Annotated in this window: 19 protein-coding genes; 5 read left to right on the top strand and 14 right to left on the bottom strand. The window is 37.1% G+C overall.

What is annotated here, in order from left to right; all coding sequences use genetic code 11:
* Positions 1–279: 279 nt before the first annotated feature.
* The 14 genes from CF651_RS11210 to CF651_RS11275 all read right to left on the bottom strand — a co-directional run bounded on the left by CF651_RS11210 (position 280) and on the right by CF651_RS11275 (position 15919).
* Positions 280–1074 (bottom strand): hypothetical protein, encoded by a 795-nt coding sequence (locus CF651_RS11210; protein WP_094014948.1) that lies wholly within the window; start codon positions 1072–1074, stop codon positions 280–282.
* 78 nt (positions 1075–1152) lie between these two features.
* Positions 1153–1905 (bottom strand): hypothetical protein, encoded by a 753-nt coding sequence (locus tag CF651_RS11215; RefSeq protein WP_094014949.1) that lies wholly within the window; start codon positions 1903–1905, stop codon positions 1153–1155.
* Between the two features lie 113 nt (positions 1906–2018).
* Positions 2019–5066 carry a type I restriction endonuclease subunit R gene (locus CF651_RS11220; RefSeq protein ID WP_094014950.1) on the bottom strand — a complete coding sequence of 1016 codons (3048 nt, stop codon included), beginning with the start codon at positions 5064–5066 and terminating at the stop codon, positions 2019–2021.
* Positions 5059–6345 carry a restriction endonuclease subunit S gene (locus tag CF651_RS11225; protein ID WP_094014951.1) on the bottom strand — a complete coding sequence of 429 codons (1287 nt, stop codon included), beginning with the start codon at positions 6343–6345 and terminating at the stop codon, positions 5059–5061. The genes CF651_RS11220 and CF651_RS11225 overlap by 8 nt, the downstream gene beginning before the upstream one ends.
* Positions 6342–7901, bottom strand: a complete 1560-nt coding sequence (locus CF651_RS11230) for a type I restriction-modification system subunit M (RefSeq protein WP_094014952.1) — start codon at positions 7899–7901, stop codon at positions 6342–6344. Before CF651_RS11230 ends, CF651_RS11225 begins: the two co-directional genes overlap by 4 nt.
* A 230-nt stretch (positions 7902–8131) precedes the next feature.
* Positions 8132–9442 (bottom strand): McrC family protein, encoded by a 1311-nt coding sequence (locus CF651_RS11235; RefSeq protein ID WP_094014953.1) that lies wholly within the window; start codon positions 9440–9442, stop codon positions 8132–8134.
* Positions 9443–9445: 3 nt separating this feature from the next.
* Positions 9446–12088: an AAA family ATPase gene (locus CF651_RS32815; protein ID WP_094014954.1), complete on the bottom strand. Its 2643-nt coding sequence runs from the start codon at positions 12086–12088 to the stop codon at positions 9446–9448.
* Between the two features lie 32 nt (positions 12089–12120).
* A complete protein-coding gene (locus tag CF651_RS11245) occupies positions 12121–12438 on the bottom strand; it encodes a nucleoside triphosphate pyrophosphohydrolase (protein WP_094014955.1) in 318 nt (105 codons plus the stop codon).
* A gap of 9 nt (positions 12439–12447) precedes the next feature.
* A complete protein-coding gene (locus CF651_RS11250; RefSeq protein ID WP_094014956.1) occupies positions 12448–13422 on the bottom strand; it encodes an HNH endonuclease domain-containing protein in 975 nt (324 codons plus the stop codon).
* Between the two features lie 8 nt (positions 13423–13430).
* Complete coding sequence (locus tag CF651_RS11255) at positions 13431–13967, bottom strand: hypothetical protein (RefSeq protein ID WP_094014957.1); 537 nt, start codon at positions 13965–13967, stop codon at positions 13431–13433.
* Positions 13968–13969: 2 nt separating this feature from the next.
* A complete protein-coding gene (locus tag CF651_RS11260) occupies positions 13970–14242 on the bottom strand; it encodes a hypothetical protein (protein WP_094014958.1) in 273 nt (90 codons plus the stop codon).
* 37 nt (positions 14243–14279) lie between these two features.
* On the bottom strand, positions 14280–14693 hold the full coding sequence (locus tag CF651_RS11265; RefSeq protein WP_094014959.1) for a hypothetical protein: 414 nt from the start codon (positions 14691–14693) through the stop codon (positions 14280–14282).
* Between the two features lie 10 nt (positions 14694–14703).
* Positions 14704–15090, bottom strand: a complete 387-nt coding sequence (locus CF651_RS11270) for a (deoxy)nucleoside triphosphate pyrophosphohydrolase (protein WP_094014960.1) — start codon at positions 15088–15090, stop codon at positions 14704–14706.
* Positions 15077–15919 carry an HNH endonuclease gene (locus tag CF651_RS11275; RefSeq protein WP_094014961.1) on the bottom strand — a complete coding sequence of 281 codons (843 nt, stop codon included), beginning with the start codon at positions 15917–15919 and terminating at the stop codon, positions 15077–15079. Before CF651_RS11275 ends, CF651_RS11270 begins: the two co-directional genes overlap by 14 nt.
* Before the next feature lie 165 nt (positions 15920–16084).
* On the opposite strand from CF651_RS11275, the gene CF651_RS11280 reads away from it, so the two are divergent.
* From CF651_RS11280 to CF651_RS11300, 5 genes are all read left to right on the top strand, one after another.
* Positions 16085–17617: a hypothetical protein gene (locus CF651_RS11280; protein WP_094014962.1), complete on the top strand. Its 1533-nt coding sequence runs from the start codon at positions 16085–16087 to the stop codon at positions 17615–17617.
* 140 nt (positions 17618–17757) lie between these two features.
* Positions 17758–18360, top strand: a complete 603-nt coding sequence (locus CF651_RS11285; RefSeq protein ID WP_179232775.1) for an ImmA/IrrE family metallo-endopeptidase — start codon at positions 17758–17760, stop codon at positions 18358–18360.
* Positions 18361–18738, top strand: coding sequence for an intermediate filament family protein (locus tag CF651_RS11290; protein ID WP_094014964.1), 378 nt, complete (start codon positions 18361–18363; stop codon positions 18736–18738).
* A 55-nt stretch (positions 18739–18793) separates the two neighbouring features.
* Complete coding sequence (locus tag CF651_RS11295; RefSeq protein ID WP_094014965.1) at positions 18794–18988, top strand: hypothetical protein; 195 nt, start codon at positions 18794–18796, stop codon at positions 18986–18988.
* A 110-nt stretch (positions 18989–19098) separates the two neighbouring features.
* Complete coding sequence (locus CF651_RS11300; RefSeq protein WP_094014966.1) at positions 19099–20310, top strand: tyrosine-type recombinase/integrase; 1212 nt, start codon at positions 19099–19101, stop codon at positions 20308–20310.
* Positions 20311–20353: the final 43 nt, after the last annotated feature.

A 20353-nucleotide genomic window follows, 5' to 3' on the forward strand; every position in this document is an offset into this window, starting at 1 on the left:
TAGTGAAAGCTGATACACGAGTCGACCAGTATATCACCTCTCTAATCGTCGGCACCGTCAGATGGTTATAAAAGACAGAGTTTACACAAACTATTTTACAGACTCAAGAGAAAAATGCAATTGGTATAGATCTGTTTTTCCCATCTCCATGCGTGGATCCATTTACGCACCTACCCTTACGACACCCATCGGAGTATCGTATTTAATAATTATTTCATATTTTCTTTTTATTCTTTAAGATAACGCTAATTCGTCTTGTTAACATTTTAAGGGAAGTGATCATATCCTTGAGATAACCTTTATTTTCTTTAAATATACAAATAAAAATACTACCGCAATTAATTGCAATCCAAAACCTATTATTCCAAAACTAACAAATATCATTGAGATTATTGGCATTAAAATAATAAAAAGTAATGAACCATAAAAAATAAAAGTCCTAATTCTAAAAATTTTTTCAAACAAATCATGAATTAACCAAATAAATAAAGGCCCCCCAAAAATTAATGATAAACCCGAGAAAATAATATTTAGTCTTCTAAAGCTCGACGCTTCACTTTCCCACATAATAAAGTACATACTGACAATAATTGAACATACAACCATATAAAAGATGGGAATGGCTGGTCTAAATAATTTAATAAGGAAATCAGAAAAATCTTTTGTTTTATATTCAATTATATATTTAGTAGCTTCTCTATTTAGTTTGTCTATCTCTACTTGTACTAGCGAATTAATTACTTGCAACTTGTTCGAATTGTGATCCGAATAATAATCTCTTATTACTTTTCTTAAATCATCAGTGTAGTATGGACTACAATTTCCTAGTGCATCAAATAATTTTTGTTCATTCTTTTCACTAGGAGTTACAATATTAAGGGAGATAACACTTTCTAATTGACCATAATGAGCTGCCGTTTTCCGGTTACTGTCAAAATTTATTTTATTTTCATTTTGAATAATTGCCTTGTTTTCCTTATAAAGCCATATCATAAAGGTGAGTATAAAAGTTAGAATAGCTGAACCTATTGGATTTGATTTAACCAGAAAAAATAACTGATAAAGAGTATTCAATTCTATAATATCTCCTATTCTTAGGAACCAAGATTTCTTGAATTTTATTAAATGTTAAATCAGCATTTATATGATTGATTAATTTAATGTTCTGAAACTTGTAAGTGCTTTTTCTTGTAACTCTTGAAGTGTATTATCAATCGTTGATCCTTGGTATTTATTTGCACGGTTCATTATCTCAAGAATATACCATGATATTGAAAGTCTATATTTATTGAATTGTTCTTCTGTTACATTAACTTCCTGTCCAAGATTTAAATTTAGCCAAGGACAATTTGATAGAATTCTAGAGTCTGCTTTTCCATTTTTATGAACTAAGACATTACGAATTTGTGAATGTTCAAAAATTGCATTTTTAACATGGTCATCAATAAATCCACCGTGCCCTACACAACTCAGTATAGATTCAAATCTTCCAACCCCCGTCTTCATGCCAGCTTTTTGGTTTTGTTTTAAACAATCCAGTAAATATATGGATTGTTCGTTCTTATCCATATTATAGAACTCAATCAATGGTCCATTAATTTTCTTTATTTGTTCTTCTGACTTAACTCTCTCCTCGTTCTCTAGCAGATGAATAATAAAATCATCGACAAGGGCTTCCAAAATTCCCCACAAACGAATAGTGGCCAAATTATAAATATAAGAATAATTATTGTTTTTTTCCTTCTGTAAAAAAGGTTTTAATTGTCGAAAATAGGGTTCACTTTCCCCTTCTGCTAATTTATTGTTCATAAACATCATTCCAAGTAATGTTAATCTTGTATAAGAATCAAGATCGTTAATAATTTCCGTAAGATAAGCATCAAAGAAGTTATTGCTCTGCTCCAATTGCTATACACCACTTTTCTTGGATGTTTTCGTACTTTAAACGCAATACCAGGCACTTAATGACTTTGAAAGATTAAAAGACGACACTCCTAAGAGTACCGTCTATATCCGCACTAAGCTTCGATGGGCCAATCCTTATACTTTTCTTTTGCTCGTTCAACAATAGCACTAGTCAAGAACGATAGCTGCTCGCCTTTAATCTGTTCCCGCATAAGCACGAATTTAACCGCCAAAGTAACCTTAGCCATAATGTCCTGTCGATGCGGGTTGGTCCAGTCAATTTGGAATTCCTTTTTCATAGCGCTCACTACTTTTCGAATTAATCCAGCAACAAAGTCATTGGAAAATGCATCGTTACCCATGTTTTCAACAATGTAATAGAATGCCATTTCTTCATCTGTTAACCCAAGTGCTTCTTTCTTTTTTCGCTCTTCTTCTATTTTCTTTTTGGCCTCTACCATCATTTGTGCTACTGTAGCCGCACTAATGACACGATTGTGATAATCATTAATCGTATTCTCTAGCATTACACTTATCTCTTTGCCCAGGGTATACTTCTGCCTGAGCATATAGAATACTTCTTCTTCGAGCAATTTTTGCATTAACTTCAATCGAAGATCGACGTGAGGCTTTTTCTCGAAATCGGCGAGAAATGCTTCGTCAAGAATCGAAATGTCCGGCTTCTCAATGCCCACTTTTTCAAATAAATCAATTACTTCTTCACTAGCACCGATACTCCGATCGATCAATTTTTTTAACTCTTGTTCAATTTTTTTGGGCTTTCCATCGCCCCCATTAATCTTAAACTTCTTAATTTGTATTGCTGCAATTTCATAGAGAAGAACATCGTTAGCATGAGAAATTACCGGTTGAAGATGCTTAACGAGTTGGTAAGCCTTATCTAACTTTGCTTGAGCATTTAGAAAAGCATCCTCATCCGGCCCCATCAAATGGCCGACAAGATCAGCTATCCAATCCTCGCGCTCCACTTTCGGTTTTGAACGCCAATCGGTTACATTCATACCTTTTGGTATAAAAGCGCGGACCACATCAAGCGACGCGAAGAAGATCGGCACCGCCTCCTCATCAATATTACCAGCCGGCTTCCCCTTACCTCCGCCTTGCGTGTATTTATGTGTCGCCTCTTTAAGGGCTTCGGCTATGCCGATATAATCGACGACCACCCCACCCGTTTTACCGGGATAGACCCGGTTGACGCGCGCAATAGCCTGAATGAGACCATGACCTTTGATTGGCTTATCAACGTAAAGGTACGTCAGTGGTGGAATATCGGTACCGGTCAACCACATATCACGAACAATAACGAACTTAAGAGCATCTGCAGGATCCTTCAGTTTCGCCTTAACAGCATCCTGCTCTTCTTTCGATTTAATATGGGAATAATCACTGCCAGGTTGTTTTTCCCTCCAGGTAAACGGATCTTTATCGATATCACCAGTCATTACGATCTCAATCGGAGGACATCCTTCAATGGCCCTCATTTTCTCATAAAGAGCAACACAGATCTCACGACTCATACAAACAATCATTCCCTTGGCATCTGGAGATGCCGCCTTTCCAAAATGGTTCAAGATGTCCTTTGCTAGTGTTTCTAATCGTTCGGAGGTTCCGACGACTTTTTCAAGCGCTGCCCATTTGGCTCGTTGTTCATCCCACTTGCCATCTCCAACTTGACTTACGATCTGTTTAAATTCTTCATCAAGCTGGGCGTTTTCTAAATCAAGCGGAATAAGGCGAGACTCGTAATAGATCCGAAGCGTTGCACCGTCCAGAGTAGCCTGTTGCATGTCGTAGATGTGGATTACATTGCCGAATAACTCAAACGTATTCCGGTCCGCGAAAGTTATTGGTGTACCGGTAAATCCAACGTGTGAGGCATTCGGCAAGGCACGACGGAGATTGCCTGCAAAGCCGTCGAAACTATATTGGGTACGATGTGCTTCATCGGATATGACAACAATGTTCCTGCGCTCAGAACAAATTGGGAACTCACCTTCTCCATCCTTCAATCGGAATTTCTCGATCGTGGAGAAGATGATTTGGCCTGCCTCGTTACGCAGAAGTTCCCGTAGTTCGTTCGCGTTTTCGGCATGATGAACATTTCCAACAAGAGAAGCACCTTGTAGGAATGTTTCATGTAGTTGCCCGTCGAGGTCTGCCCGGTCAACCTGGATGACAATCGTCGGATTTTCCATTTTAGGATGCCGGGACAAAATCCCTGCAAAAAAGAGCATAGAGAAAGACTTGCCTGAGCCTGTAGCGTGCCAAAGAACACCAATCTTACGGTCACCCTCTGGCTGGGTTGCGCGAACAGCATGTTCCACTGCAAACCTAACACCAAAGTATTGATGATACTTTGCACCAATCTTTATAGCTTCTTTGCTGCCATCTTTCATAAAAGTAATAAAGTTACGAATGTAATCGAGAAGACGCTCTTTATCGAACATCCCTTGGATCATTGTTCGCATGGAATTCGTGATATGATTATCTACTTCTTTACCATCAATAGACTTCCATGCCGCATAAAACTCATACGGCGCTCCCGGGATGCCATGGAGCGTTTGGGTGCCGTCGGAGATGACCGAAAAAGCGTTATAGTTGAACAGTTGACTGATATCATAGGTATAATTAGTGATCTGGTTATAAGCATAGTCAATCGTTGCCTGCTCACTGTACGGACTTTTAAGTTCAAACACGACAAGTGGTAAACCGTTGATGTAAATAATCAGGTCCGGCCGCCGCGGCATCTTACCTTCAATGGACAATTGATTTACGACAAGGAAGTCGTTTGCCAAAGGCTCTTCCCAGTTGATAGGGGTAACATGATGAAAGACTTGCTCGCCATTCTCCTCGTAAGAGAAATCGATGCCCTTAGTGAGCATCTCATGAAATCTCTGGTTACGTTGAAGTAGCGTAACTCCATCCGGATCAGTAAAGTGAGACACAAGAGAAGAAATATGCTGATCCGGGATTTCTGGATATCCATCCTTTAGGAATGATTCCAATCGTTCACGAAGCACGACCTCACTGAGAGAGGAACGACCGAACAGGTTCATAGCATGGAGGTAATTGTATCCAATGTTTCTGAGTCGTTCAATTGTCGTTTCCTCGAAGTCCGTTTCATAAAGTCCGTTAACCAACTGATAACACCTCCTCGACTTGTTCCTCTGCTGCCTTCAACTCAATTTCTCCAGAAAGAAGTCGGGGAAGCAAGTAGTCTCTTGTATTCATCAAAGTTTCTATTTCATTCGTTAGCAATTTAATCTGGGCAAATAACGGCTCTACTTTTTTATTAAACTCTTGTACTCTTTCCGAATTCAGTATTGGTAGTGCTTTGAAATTGGAACGGTTAACCTCAAGAAATGTACTTCCATTTGAAATCGATCTAATCTTTTCCATATTGAATTTCAACCATAAAAACAAATACCATGCCGAGTATCTTTCGTTAGGAATAAGAATAATGAACCCCTGATTTGTTGCAGCTGGCTCTTGGTTTATTGCAATTACACCAATAGTTGCTCTACTGGTCATCATTACTGAATAGGCCGGAAACATTTTTGCAGAACTTTCATTTAGCCCCATTTCGGTTATTTTTTTAGCTGATTTATTTACGAACAATGTTTTAGATGAAGTCAAATCCGTTGGTGAAAACCAGTTTATCTCACCGTTTTCCCAGTATTCATTTACTTTTGTACTCGGAGTTCCACCTCCAAGAACTTTTACTGCAGATCCAATGTTTGTTACCTCGAAGCAAGCAGGGATTGTCCCTACTTCCTCTATTTCATGAAATTCCTCCTCTTGAAAAGGACCAAACTCCACAAACCAATGCTTATACAAAGTTAACGCCATCTGTTCGAGGGTTTCGATCATGCGACGATTGATTTCTATTTTTGCATTGAGCGAGTCGAGGATATTCCCAATTTGCTTCTGGACTTCAATTTTTGGAAAACTTGTTGTGTATTCCTCAATTCTAGTTGGAGCTGTATGAAGTATTTTAGTACCGGAGGCACTTTGAAATAGGAAATTATTAAAATCCTTTGATAAAAAAAGCCAGTATAAATAACTCTTATCAATAAGATCTGACCTTAACACTTCAACTTTTCCAAGCCTTTGGTTGTGCAGATATTTACGGCCATCATCAGGGATTCTACCTGGAATCCCCAATATTTCTCCTCCAGCAGTCTGGCATGTCATAACTAATAAAATATCAGATGGTATTAATTCGTATTCCTTAGGATACTGACCTGTATATTCCTTTATTTTAGTGGTTTCAAATCGAAAGCCCCCATCATACCTAAAGTTACCAATATTCACCACAACTGGATTGCCATTCTGTTCTTCCGAAAAATACTCGCTTTTAAACGGCCATCCATGGTGAATTTTTATGACCTCGGAAAGTTTAAGTATACTTCTGGTCATAATAGCCCCTCCAAATTTCGAACAATCCGTTCTTGTAACCGGTTTGACTCCTCAAATTGTTCCCGAAGTAGTCCTATTAAAACATCCATTTTTTCTTCAAAAGGTATCTCGTCTAGTTCTTCCACCTGTGTTCCAACATAAATGCCTGGAGTCAATTTATAATCTTTATCAATAATTTCATCTATACTTACTGCTTTACAAAAACCCTCTACGTTATTAAATGCTTCTTCTAGATTGCGATATGCACTATAAACAGCAGCAATCTCTTTAATATCCCCTTTTGATAAAGCCTTTTGCTTTCGACTAACCATGATTCCTTTCTTCCTGGCATCAACGAATAACACCCGGTTCTTGCGCGCACGGAAGCCTTTCTCCCCGTTACGGTTCTTGCTTAAGAAAAAGAGACAGCACGGGATCCCTGTAGTAAAGAACAACTTCTCCGGTAGTTGTACGACGCAATCGATGTAACCTTCATCGACCAACTTCTGGCGTACATCTTTCTCGCCAGTATTATTAGTCGTCATCGCTCCGTTTGCCATAACAAAACCGGCAGTCCCGCCCTCTTTAAGGTGGTAAAGGAAGTGCTGCATCCACATATAATTGGCGTTACTGTCGGTTACAGCTTTGTCATAATCCGTTAGAAGACGTGGGTCTTTCTTTTGGACTTTCTCCGCTCCCCACTGCTTCATGTTAAACGGCGGATTAGCGATTACAAAATCAAACTTCATGTCCTTGTACTTATCCTCTAATAATGAATCACCTAGACGAATATCAGCATTGATTCCGTGCATAAGCACGTTCATTTTCCCTAGACGAACGGTTAGATCCACGCTTTCCTGTCCATAGAACGAGAGTGCCTGCTTGTTTTCAGAATATTTTTGGGATTGCACAAACATGCCACCTGAGCCGCACGCCGGATCCAGCACTGTCCCCGATTCCGGTTCCAACATAGCAACAAGCAATTCTACAATTGAACTAGGAGTGAAAAATTGGCCGCCACGGTTGCCTTCACTAGAGGCAAAATTGCCAATGAAATATTCGAATACCCTACCCAAGACATCTACCGATTCATCGTTAGAAGAACTGAACGCGTCTCGAGAGAAAATTTCGATTAGTGATGCCAAGTTCTCCGTTGGCAGGTTTGTTGATTGATATATGCGAGGCAAAACACCGACAAGATCAGCATTCTCGTCTTCGATTTTTTTCATCGCTGTATCGAGAATCTCTTTAATTTGGGGCTGCTTCGCATTTTTTACAATGTAAGACCAACGTGATTCCTCCGGAAGTACATACACGCGTTCCGCTATGTATTGGTCACGGTCATTTAAAATTTCATTACGCATTTCCTCATCTTCAAAATATAAGGGGCTACTCGGATCACTGAGTTGCTTCTCCAATTCTTGCCGACGCTTGTCATACCGTAGAGACAAATAACGTAAAAAGATCAGTGGCAAAACTATATGTTTATAATCTGCAGGGGCCACAGTTGACCGCATGCGATTAGCTGCTTCAAATAGGTCTTTCTCAAAATTTATATCAGCTTTTGTTGTACTCATTTTTACTACATCCTCCAAAGACAAAGAAGTCTATTATTAATCCTAATTATTCATTAAACATTATTCGACACAGAATTGCTTGTGTCCTTCTAATTGATTAGTTAAATATTACAAAAAAATCAAGATTTCCTTTTTGATGAATATGAAAATAAATCCAAGTACCTAATAGATTAAGATAAAAGGTACTTGGATTATTTTATTGAATCTACACTCCTGTATTACCTAATAATTCATTGATCAATCTTCATCCTCTTAGAGATCTGCTTCAGACTATGGTTAATATCTTGCAAATCTACAAAATGAACATAAACCTCGACCTGATCGTTACTATAAAATGATAATCCTTCTTCAATTTGACCTGTGACACCATCATGTAACGGATACAATAAAAAGATTTTCCTAGCATTATATTTCTTGGAATATGCATACATTTGGTACATATCCCCCTGGGATATTCCATAGTTAGAATATAAACTATTTAACAATTTCCATTTCGTATCCATAACGATAACTGAGTCATTTATTTCTAAAACAATATCCGGCTGCAGGCTAAACTGCTTTGGCTTGTCAAACAAATGATAGGATTTATCCTGTAGTTTAATTTTATATTGTGATCCAAGATGCCTACTAATAACATTTCCCATATATGCTTCAAAAATTTTTTCCATAGGAAATAGGAGTGCATAGGCAACACTTTTACCCGCAAAGGTGGTAAAACTTTTGTTCAATAAAAATAGCTTGCACCATTCAAGCAGTAATTGATATTCCTTCATGCTCCTATCTAGCTTTATATTTGCAAAGTCTTTCTCATAGTTAACTGATTCTTCAACCATTTCGAATGAAATAAGTAATTGTTCTATGTCTTTAATATTCTTTAAATCCTTAGATAAATTCAGTAGCTTTTTTAATGTGGTCTTTATAATCCTATTTTCTGACCTATTCATACTAAAAAGATCGTAAGATACGAAAAAACGCTCTTTATGAACTATATTTCTCTTAATATGTTCGTTAAAAATAATTTTCCCTTTATAGAATTTCTCATTTTCTTCATGTTGAATATAACTTGACCTGATTCCTCTCTTTGTTACCTCTCGTGCTTCCTGAACAAACATTTGTATAAAAATTTCATACAAATTATTCTTCATTACTCCAAGACTAGAGTTGTTAAAGGATTTAAAAGCGAAGTTCTTTAAAGACTTAAGCATTGTCAAAAAAATTTTCCTGGTGATGGTTTCAGACTGCAACTGATCTTTTACGTAAATTTTAGGAAGTATTTCAATTTTTGTACCATCACTCATTTGTACAAGACCCACATAGTTCTTTGCGCTTATAACTTTACCTATCCCTTTTTTGCTTGATATAGACATTAGCTCTAAAGCATCGGCACCTGAGTCATTCTTATGGGAAATGATAAAGTTCTCTAATTCATCAAAGGTCTTTGCAGGAATTGATATTAAATTAGGGGGGAGCACTCCGGAAATGTCCCTGACCAACGAATCATATTCTTTTATAACATAGTAGTTTTTCAATGTATTCACCATGAATTAATATTCATAAACTTGGACATAGGCTTCACTATTTAATAAGGCTTCCTCATTTATTTGATAGACATCTTTATCTGCATCAATCTCTGAGATATTGCCAAAAAGTTTTGAATCCACTTTTGTATTTTTGATGAATTTCAGCTCATCGATCTTATTCATATCTCCAAGTACAAGTTGGATTTTATTATAATCCTCATAAAAGTACTCTTGTAGTAAAGGAATTATCGAGTTTTTAAAGATGTTCGCCAAGCATTCTATCGAAGGGTTATCTCTAAGATCCATAAAATAAGCATGTCCAATCATATGCTCCCTGTCATAGAGCACTTCAATTCTTTTATTGATGATATCAAGCAGTTTACTAACTTTGATATCTGAAACGTTAATACTGTCAAGCACACCGCTTTGCGGCATCATCTCTATAAACTTAAACCGTCTTCTTAGTGCCGTATCCAGCAAAGCGATAGATCTATCTGCAGTATTCATTGTCCCTAGAATATAAACATTATCCGGCACACCAAATTTTTTCTTAGAATATGGAAGTATCGCTGTTAATTCCTCTTCTTGACCAAGTCGCTTTGATTTCTCAATTAGAGTTATAAGTTCACCGAAAATTTTAGAGATATTTCCCCTGTTTATCTCATCAATTATAAAAACGTAATTTTTAACCTCACGTTCAACACTGATGGTATTTGTATAGTTGTCTTGGTATTTTTCGATGATTTCGATGAGATCAGATGAATTAATTCTGTTTAACTTATATAACGTTCGAGTTGTTAAGTTTGTATTTCCGTTAAGAGCATATATATTTTCTCTAATGTTTGTAGCAAGCCATCTTACATTTCTTTTTCTCTTATAATCACCTAGGCTATTATCGAAAATATACTCTCCAGTCACAATTCCAATTGCATCAATAGTAGACTTATTATACAAAGAGAGAACAACATCACCAATGCTCATGTTATCTTGAAAGTCTAAAAGCATGTCTCGAACAGTACTTGAATCACAAACTGTTTCATATTCGATTTGTTCAGGCAAGTGATCCCATCCAATTCTTATGCAATTATCCCTAAAGCACTCTCTTTTCGTGTGATTGTCTCCTGCACCTTCTAAGGAAATCTTCCAAATTGTTGGGTTACCAGAAATCATATCAGAGTTATCGTTGTTTGTTACGACTTTCAATTTTGAGGCAGCATCACAAAAACCTTTGAACACTCCGGATTCCAAAGAGTATTTAACTTCACCCGTATGTTCTTCGTCGATAACTGGCTTAATTCCCTCAATAAACTCCTCATAGCCATAGGACTGATGAAAAGTGGTAAATGCAATTTGGCCCTTGTCTTTATACCCTTTATAACGATCAAAGACTTGGTTATAACCAAAATCTTTGACTTCTTGATCAATCTGTTTGAGACTGCTATTCTCGATAATTGCAACAGCATATTTTACTGTATTATAAGTTTTCCCGGTACCAGGAGGACCGTAAAGGATTATATTCCTATCTTCAAAGGGGCTTGTTCCATTCAATGCAACTTCCTCCTTAGCAATTGTTTGCTCATCAGTTCCATCTTCAACTGCTTTTCTATAGTAGGGTTCTAGTTCTGTTATTGCTTCTGAAAATGCATTTAATAGCTGGGCATTATCCATTGATAGAACTTGGTCATACCCAAAACTCCTTCCGATTTCTAATTTGTGGTACTCCCTGTTTTTTGTTTTTTCTATACTGCTTTTAACCTCGTCTGCTGAAATAATTTTTGGATCTTGATTACTTTTAAAAGTTACAAAATATTCGAAGTTTGTAGATTCGGGATTAAGAATATCTAAGAATTGATTATGTCTCTCATAATCTTTAGTTTCACATTTACTATCTTTAATTTCTAATGAAACCCTGTATCTAACCTGACTATCTTTCTTCTCTGCAAAAATTGAAATACTTGTCGGAGACTCTGACTTTTGCGGATCCTTAAGTTCTATCCAAAAATATGTACGAATACCATTTCCGCTACCATCTAGCCATTTAGAAGCTGTGATTTTATCAAAAGTATAACCCAGGTGTTCGAAATGATGACCAACTCCCACAAACTCTTTTCCAATATTTCTTGCCAAATCGCGTAAATCTAGCATTTCCTTTTTCTGATTTTCATCGACTATTTTATCTTGGGACTTATAGTACTCCCCACCATGATCGCGAAGAAAATCTAAAATTTCTTTAAATCTGATATCGGACTTCACTTTAGAGTTATTTCCTTTCAGCATTAACTGTGCATACTCATTATTTACAAATTCAATTAACTCATAGATGTATTTTGGACCTTCATCTGTTTCTATAACATCATCATGGTTTAGAGTAACAGGTATTTCTTTTACGCCACCGAACTCATTCTTATAACTCAATCTTCTTAACATTCCATTAGAGCGCAAGAAATTATAACTACTTCCTTGGTGGTCACCGTTATACCATTGGGAAATCCTCGCATTCTGAACTTCTTTGGAACAAAGCTGTTGTGCTGCTTTTTGAATTTCTGGCTGTTTGAAATAAAAATTCTCCGTATTCAAAGAATTATTTTTTTTGCCTCGAACATATTCGTTGTATGTCATTATCGCAGTTGCTACCCATACTGCAGAAGTAACGTCTTCATATATCATAATGAGCCCTCCACGGAGTGTACCAAATATAACTATTCTGTTGATAATAAAAATAACTTCTTCTCAAACCCGCCACGCTCTTCTCGCTTCTTCAACCTTACTTTTTCAAACTCCTCAACACTTACACATTTGTTATCCAGGATGGCATAGACAAGCTCAACCAAGTCCGCAAGTTCCTCAACTTGATCCTCTTGGTCGGCCATTAAATATTCGTCCAGCTCCTCTTGCAGCTTCTCATTAAGCTTCTCAACATATTCTTGATCGTCCAGCTCCCGGATGGAATATGTAACCCCTTTTGAATCCATAACTTGGGGAATTTTATCACGAATAAGTTTGTTATAGGTTTTCATTTTCTCCACCTATCCCTGGCATGAAATCCAGAATTTCCGTACCAGATTATTTTGAATTGCAAATTCAAGTTCAGATATATGCTTATCCTCTTTCAGTCCGGATGCTCGTATCCCATTAAGCAGCCTCAGGTTCCTTGCTTCCAGATCTATAATTACACTCTCAGAAGGAATGACATTCGATTTGCTACTGTTACAGCTGCGATGAGCATATACAAGGTTCCACAGATCATCGGAGTACAAATACGACCAGGGAACCACATGATCGATTGAAGGTGTTTCATTAGAATCAATCACTTTATTGCAAATGAAACAAATGTGATTTCCATTCTCTACGTCCAAGTATTTACTAAACTTACCTAATGGTTTACGTGGGATCTCATCTTCCTCAATAATCCTTACCTTTTTACATATCTTCGGGGAATGATTAAAACCTTCTAACATCTGTGCCCATCGGTAATTGATCAACTCAAAAACTACAATGCTGTTATCCTTGAGCTGCTTTAAGTTGGCTGAAGGAATTGTGAGATAATCCGAGCCGAGCTCATACTCATATACTCCCTCTATAGCGGCTCCAGAAAGCTTAATGAACCGATGGCTTACATCTTTCTTTAAATCTGCGACAGTCCGTTTTACGGCTCTTTCGTACTGGTTCTGGCAGATAGTTTCCAGGTTCGACTTAAGGTATTTCACCGGTTGCAGGCTACCTGTTTTCTCCTGGTAATCCTTAATTAGCCCTTTGACCGTAGAAACAATCGCTGGTGGCTTCAATGGATTAGGGCTCTGCTGGAGGTTAAAGAAGATCGTCTGCTCCCAGTAATACTTGATTACCTTCTTCGCAATTTCCCTGAAATGAATTGTAGACTGTTCTTCAGAGAAATCGGATTCGATTGCAATTTCAGTAATTGCTTTGGCCCAAGCCATTTTATAGGTATTATCGTAGCTGCAGTTACGAATGATACTTAACCATTTATCAAGAAAGTTCATGGTGACCTCTAAAGTTCGATTGATTTAGTGTCTTTTACTTTGACACTAGGGGCTATGTAATAAACTTTTGGTATTAGTTGTCTAATTCTAATTTTTTCTCCACCAGTCGCATTTTTATATATTGTATATATAGCCCTGAATGGACCTGTCGGTAGGCTCCACCAACCAAATACCACAGTAATGGCACTATAGAACAAACTTATTAACGGGGTAAGATGATACTCAGTAATCCAGTATCGAGACGGATATCGATTTGAGAAAAAACCGAATGAAAAACAAAAATGGTACTGTACAAGTACAGTCTCAAGGGAAATATCGACATTGTTGTATTGTAGTGTTTTATTATCTAATAATTGAACGGCATTTCTTTTTAGCCAGGTAATGAAATCATCTGTGCTCTGTTTATCTCTTCTCCCGAACAGTAAAAGCAAACAGAGTGCCAATGCTATGCTTGCTTGAAAGACCATGTCTTCTGTTTTATGGTCCTTAATACTCCCTGTAAGAACAATTAAACAAACGACCAGTGCAAAAATAATAACTTTCATGATTACAACTTATGTTTAATTTTCAATTGATTTATTGCATCCATGACCTTCTCGAAATCAGTGCTTCCATCTGCATTTTTATCAGTAGTTATATGAGCCGGCGTTTGATATGATATACGCCCGTTGTATTCCATTAAAACATAAACTGCAGGCCTTAGATTCCCATCCTTCTTCCAATCAACAAACCCGTAAGTAACAAGGTAATTTACATTAGGCCCGTGACTAGATGGGATAGAGATCGTTTCTGCGTGCGTATATACATTGGTATTAGCCATTATCCACCTCTAAAAATTTAATTTAAGTATTATCACATCATTGAAAAAACAAGCTCTCAGGGTCGGTCAGTGTTTCTATTGTTAATTGAATCTTACGTGTCAGCTTTTCCTCACTCAAAAAGTACACACTAGGGCTTAAAAGTTCATCCATATGTACTATAATTAATAAGCCCATTAATTCTTGATTGTAGTAAACATTGTAATTAGCTTTAACCGACTCCATTAGGGCCAGCCTTCCGATCATACCGATTAAATGCTGAATTTCATCTTTATCAAATCCACCTTCAAAAAGGTAACTGATTCTATTAAATACTTCCTCTATATCGTTGATATTGGTCTTTAATACAACATAACCATCATCATCTAATAAGTCTGATTTGCTCAGACTCTTTACATTGTTCTTAAAACCAGATAAGGCAAAATAAATTCTAGTAAAAAATTTGCTTAACAATGTAATCACCTTAGGTCTGAATTTGTTCTACTGTTGGAATATCTGCTGGCGCCCATTTCAGTGTCGCTAGCTCGGTACGAGAAATCCATTCTAGTTTCTCATGTTCAGTGGCTACAGGCTTTCCCGAAGTTATTTTAGCGAAATAAGTAATTAACCGGACTTTAATGTTCGGATACTCATGAACAACGTCAGCGATTAATTCACCCACCTTAATTTCACAGAGCAGCTCTTCTTTAATCTCCCTAACAAGGGCTACCTTAGCCTCTTCTCCTTGTTCGATTTTCCCCCCTGGAAACTCCCAAAGGCCTGGTAAAGACATTTCCTGAGACCTAAGCGCACATAAGATTTCATCATTTTCATTTACAATTACAGCACCAACCACATCAACCTGCTTCATGAAGTATTTCCTCCCTTGCCTTACTTGTGAGCTTCGCAACGTCAGTTGGTAAGTCCAAAACATGCATCTTCTTATGGCAGTTAGGGCAGAGTGCAACCGTATTTTCGATGCTATCTTCTCCACCTCGAGCGAGCCATTGTACGTGATGCGTTTCCAGGTACGGCTCGTTTTTCTTATTTTTAAAAGGTGCCGGCTGCTCGCATAATTGGCATTTCCCGTTAGCGCGGCGCTTGGCATATTCAGTAACGTACGGATCACGGTCGTATGTTGTTACCGTTCCCTCTCTTCTTGAAGAGGTCTTCCGGGCGTGTTTTGCCCTCTGCTTAAGATCGTCCATTGACATGCGCTTTGCCTTTCTTTCGTGAACAGCCTTTGCTTCTTGGACAACTATCTCGGCTGGATGGTAATATCGATCCTCACCAATTAATCTTAACGGGAATATCCATACTTTTCTCACATTTTTATTTTCATCTAATTGCTCTTCTTGATAAGGGGTTTGAGCTAATTCCACTCTACCTCGATATGTATATTGTTTTTCCTTATAGACTTCAAAAAGAAATAAATCAACCCCATTAGTTTTGGATTCATTGAGTGTTTTATTTTGCATAAACTCAAGGCTCTGATCATCCTTCATTCCCATACCGGTATAGTGAAGTACATCATTAATCCAACGGTCATCATAGGTTGATTCAACGTGATTTGAGATTAATACAAGAGCATTTTTCTTAAGAGATCTCCTCATTCCACCTTGTGGAGAGCACTGGAATATTGCACGTAATTGATCGTTATAGATTGTATCTCCAGGGGTTAGTCCGTACCAGTTAGTCATAATTTTTTGCCTTCCATAATTTTTTTATGAGTCCTATGAATAAAAATAGCAAAATTCGCCAAAAAAGTATATGAAAAATTCCGAAATCTACTATAATATGGTATTATACCCGGGTATATATAACCACTTTACCTCAATAATACCGAAAAAGGATGGATTTTTTATATGTCTAAAGAATCAAACAAAGAAGGAAATCAGTTATCAAGGATATTTACAGTAATAAAGGAATACTATCTTTTATTCCCGTTAATTATTTACCTAAGCGGATTCTTATACGTCCAAGGAAACTTTAGTTTGTATGTTTTTGAAGCTTTTAGTATTTCCGCCTCACAAACTTCACCTGTATCTCAAGAGAAGTATATATTAAATGGCATCTTTTGTTTGGTAATACTAGTTATTTCTTTTCTTTTCGCATACTCATTCAAATGGGCTTACAAGAGCGTGGATATAGAGAATATTTTCAGAAAAATAAAAAAAACTAAAATAGATAATCCTACAGAAAACGAAACTATCGAACACAAAAGGTTTACAAAAGGAATAGAAATATCATTTTATCTTGGAAAATCAAACAGTATTAAGGTATCAAAAATTAAAGATACTCAAATTGTTGATTCTCATAAAAACAAAAAAAATCAATTAAAAAAAGAAAAAATACATTTTGGCAGTAGTTATTCATCAATTGTTATGTTCATGATATTGGCTATGCCCTATTCATTTCTAATTAATACATTGCTTTTTATCCTTTCGTACAAGGTTTTTAACGCTACGATTCAAATTGATATTTCCTATATTATTTATTTTTCAATATACATGCTATTTTCAATAAATGCTTACTATAAATTGATTAATGAAAAGCAAAGAACAGATTTATATAGCAGTATTACAAACCATTATTCAAAAGAGATGTATAGTTTGGAGGACAAAGATGTTGTTAGGGATGTTTTCTCACGTTTTAAGGATAATAACTTCCATACAATAAATTTTATTGATTCCAGAAAAATCAAATATAATATTACCCAAATCCTTTTTATTTGTATTTTCGGTACGACAATAGCTATTAGTCTTTACTTATATGGTTTAAACTCGCAGATATTAAACATAATGACATATAATAATGGGGACGGCGTCACCAAAGTATCCAGAATTACAACTGCTGACGGAATTGTCAATGAATATTTAGCTCTTGATTTTTCTAAAGATTTCTTTATAGGATACAATGGTGGTAATGCTATAACTATACCCACTTCAAAAATACAATCTATTGAAACTTGGAGTGAGAAAAAGAAAATAAAAATAAAAAAATATGATTCCAATCTTGATCTTGATTTAATTGATAAAGAAGTAGCTCAAACTGTAGAAAATTTTTATAGTTATAGGTTATCTAGAAATGCAACTGGCTTTGTGGGTTTACTTTCCTTGAATTACTATGAGAATAATTACCAACTCATTTCTCCAGATATTTTAAAAAAATCATGGGAAGTTGATCCAACATTTAGAAATAAAAATGTTGTGGATTTCATTGCGTCTGAACTTTCAATACCAATTAAAAATAAGGACAACTTATTCAGTGTATATGTAATTGAGTATTGGAGAAAGGAAAATAGAAAGTATAGATTTGACTTTGTCAAAGAAAAAAATACTTGGAAGATAAATTCAATAAGCCAGGATAATGATTTTGTATTTACTAGTTTAGATTAATATGTAGTGCAATAATTACTAACAAATAGTTTCCATATAATTAAATCTCTGCTAAAATATATTATGCCCTCTCAAAGGGCTTTTCTTTTACATTAAAATGGAACATATGTTCCTATTTGATGCTTTCACAGGAGGTTGCAATGGAACTACACTACTACAAACCAACAGATCTTGAAACCTGGATCAGCAAGAAGTACCAAGAAAATGGGATCCATTATGCTTCCGATTTGGACATTGATCACATTGCCTCTATCTTCAACATCACCGTAAAAACAACCAAAGGAGAATCTAAAGCCATTTGGGATGAGGACTACTCCCTTATTCTCCTTCACGGCTACTTAACTGAAGAGCAAAAACGTGAACACTTCTTTCACGAACTTTGCCACCCCATTAAGCATGTTGGCAATCAAAACTCTATGCCGCGGGCTTTTCAAGAACTACAAGAGATCCAGGCTGCCCACTTTCAGCTGTACGCAGCCATGCCGGCCTATATGCTCGAGGAATTCAAAGAGATAAAGAATTTCCCGACTTATATAAAGGTGCTCTCCGAAGAGTTCAAGTTGTCAGTCCGTTTTATCGAGAAAAGGATTGAACAAATCCAAAGGAGAATTAATCAAGCTCGTATGGATCATCAATTCCTGATGAGTAGAATGCCGGTCAAAGTCCGTTATGAGCAGTCTCAGATAGCTAGGGCTGTTATTGACAAACTAAGCCATATTAAGGCCAGAAAAGGAGCGCTCTAGATGGCCAAGATTTCTGTATATTATGACTACCATGATGACGTCTTAGCTCCCATCTGGATGTTCATTTCCTTTGGCCGTAGAGGTATAGAATGGAACCGTCAAAAGGTCTACATTCCCATTGAATCTCCCTTTCAGAGGATCTATCTGGAGGAGATAAACGAGGATACTGTAGGCCTCACAATTCAGTTAGATGACCTCACTGTTAACCCGGACTTCCCGGGTTCTTTTGGCATAGACTTAGCCCATATCTTACGGCGCATTCGGAATCATGAAGAACTTCACAAATTACAATTGGATGAGGTAGAGCAATTTATAATCCAAATTGCCGATTTAGAGGAATTACTGCAGATGGATGTTAGAAAATTCTATCGGATATAGTTTTCATAATTACACAATTATTCCAATGTAGTATAATGTTCGTCGAGGTGAATTTATGAATAAAGCATACAAGCCCCTTACCTCCTCTATCGAGCTTCATACTGCAGCTTTAAATCAAACACCGGTTGCTGTCTTCATTGGTAAAGAGCGTATTGGCGCCGGCCTAATTGAAAAAATAACTGATACGGCAGTAAAAATTGGTGATGAGTATTTTTTTAGGGCAAACTGTGCTTTTGTGTTAGAAAAATAGGTTACCGTGTATTATAATTAAGTTGTTCCTGATGCTAATCGCTCCATTGCGATTAGCTTTTCTTATACCCCAACAACGAACATATATTCCCTTTTAAGGATGTGAGCATAATGCCGAGCATTGAAAAACGTGGAACTAATTCGTTCAGACTTATTATTGAATCCGGCTATGATTCAATGGGCAAACGACTTAAGAAGTCAAAGACCATACGAATAGACGATGAAAAGCTTTTAAAGACCACACGAAAACTTCAAGATTATCTCGATCTAGAACTTGCTAAGTTTAAAATGGAGGTTGAAGCAGGCGAGTACATCGCCCCCGACAAAATGCTTTTTTCCAACTTCGTGGAGGAGTGGAAAACAAAGTTTGTTGAAAAGCACCTGGAGGGTAAAACGATCGACAATTACCTGCTCCATGTAAGAAAGCGAATTAACCCACACTTCGGACATTTAAGGATGGATAAAATAAAGACGCTACACATCATAGACTATCTCGATAAGCTTGCGGGCGCAGGTAATCGAATGGATGGGAGAGATGGCGCTTTAGGATCCGCAACCATAGTTTACAACTATCGTGTTTTACGCAGCATTTTTTCTAAAGCAGAAGAATGGAAAGTCATAAAAGAGAATCCAATGAATGGGGTGAAAAAGCCAAAAGAGGCTCTCTCGAGTGAGCTTAATGTTTATAGCGAGGCAGAGGTCAAAGAACTTTTTGAAGCCCTTCAGAATGAAAATATACGACTTAGGACCCTTATCGCATTGGCTTTAACTACGGGCATGCGCCGCGGCGAGCTGATCGGCCTTGAATGGAAGCATATTGATTTTGAAAATGGCATTATTGAAGTGAAGCAATCTATTCCTATGTATATAAACGGAAAGCCCCTCATTAAGGCACCGAAGACAGCGAGCTCCGTTCGAAAAATAGCCCTCCCCCATTCTATTGTTGAAGAACTAAAGGAACTTCAGCAACACATGCGAAAAGAGCGCTTGAAAATTAATGACAGATGGCAAGGCGGGGAGCATAATTTTGTTTTCTGCTCCTGGGATGGCAAACCTCTCGCTCAGAATCGGCCAACAAAATGGTGGCGCGAATTGTTTGACCGTCATCCGCAGCTTAAATACATTCGCTTCCACGACCTACGCCATACCTCTGCTACCCTGCTTATCAATCAGGGTGTGCATGCTAAGATCATCTCTAACCGGCTTGGTCATTCTAAAATCTCAACAACAATGGATACTTATGGTCATGTCATTCAATCAGCGGATGTTGCAGCAGCTCAAAAATTAGATACTTTGTTTCAAAAGACAAAGAAAAATGCGTGATTTTGGGGAACTTTGTTGGGGACGGATTGGGGACGAATTGAGG

The organism is Paenibacillus rigui (genome assembly GCF_002234615.1).
Classification (GTDB): domain Bacteria; phylum Bacillota; class Bacilli; order Paenibacillales; family NBRC-103111; genus Paenibacillus_S; species Paenibacillus_S rigui.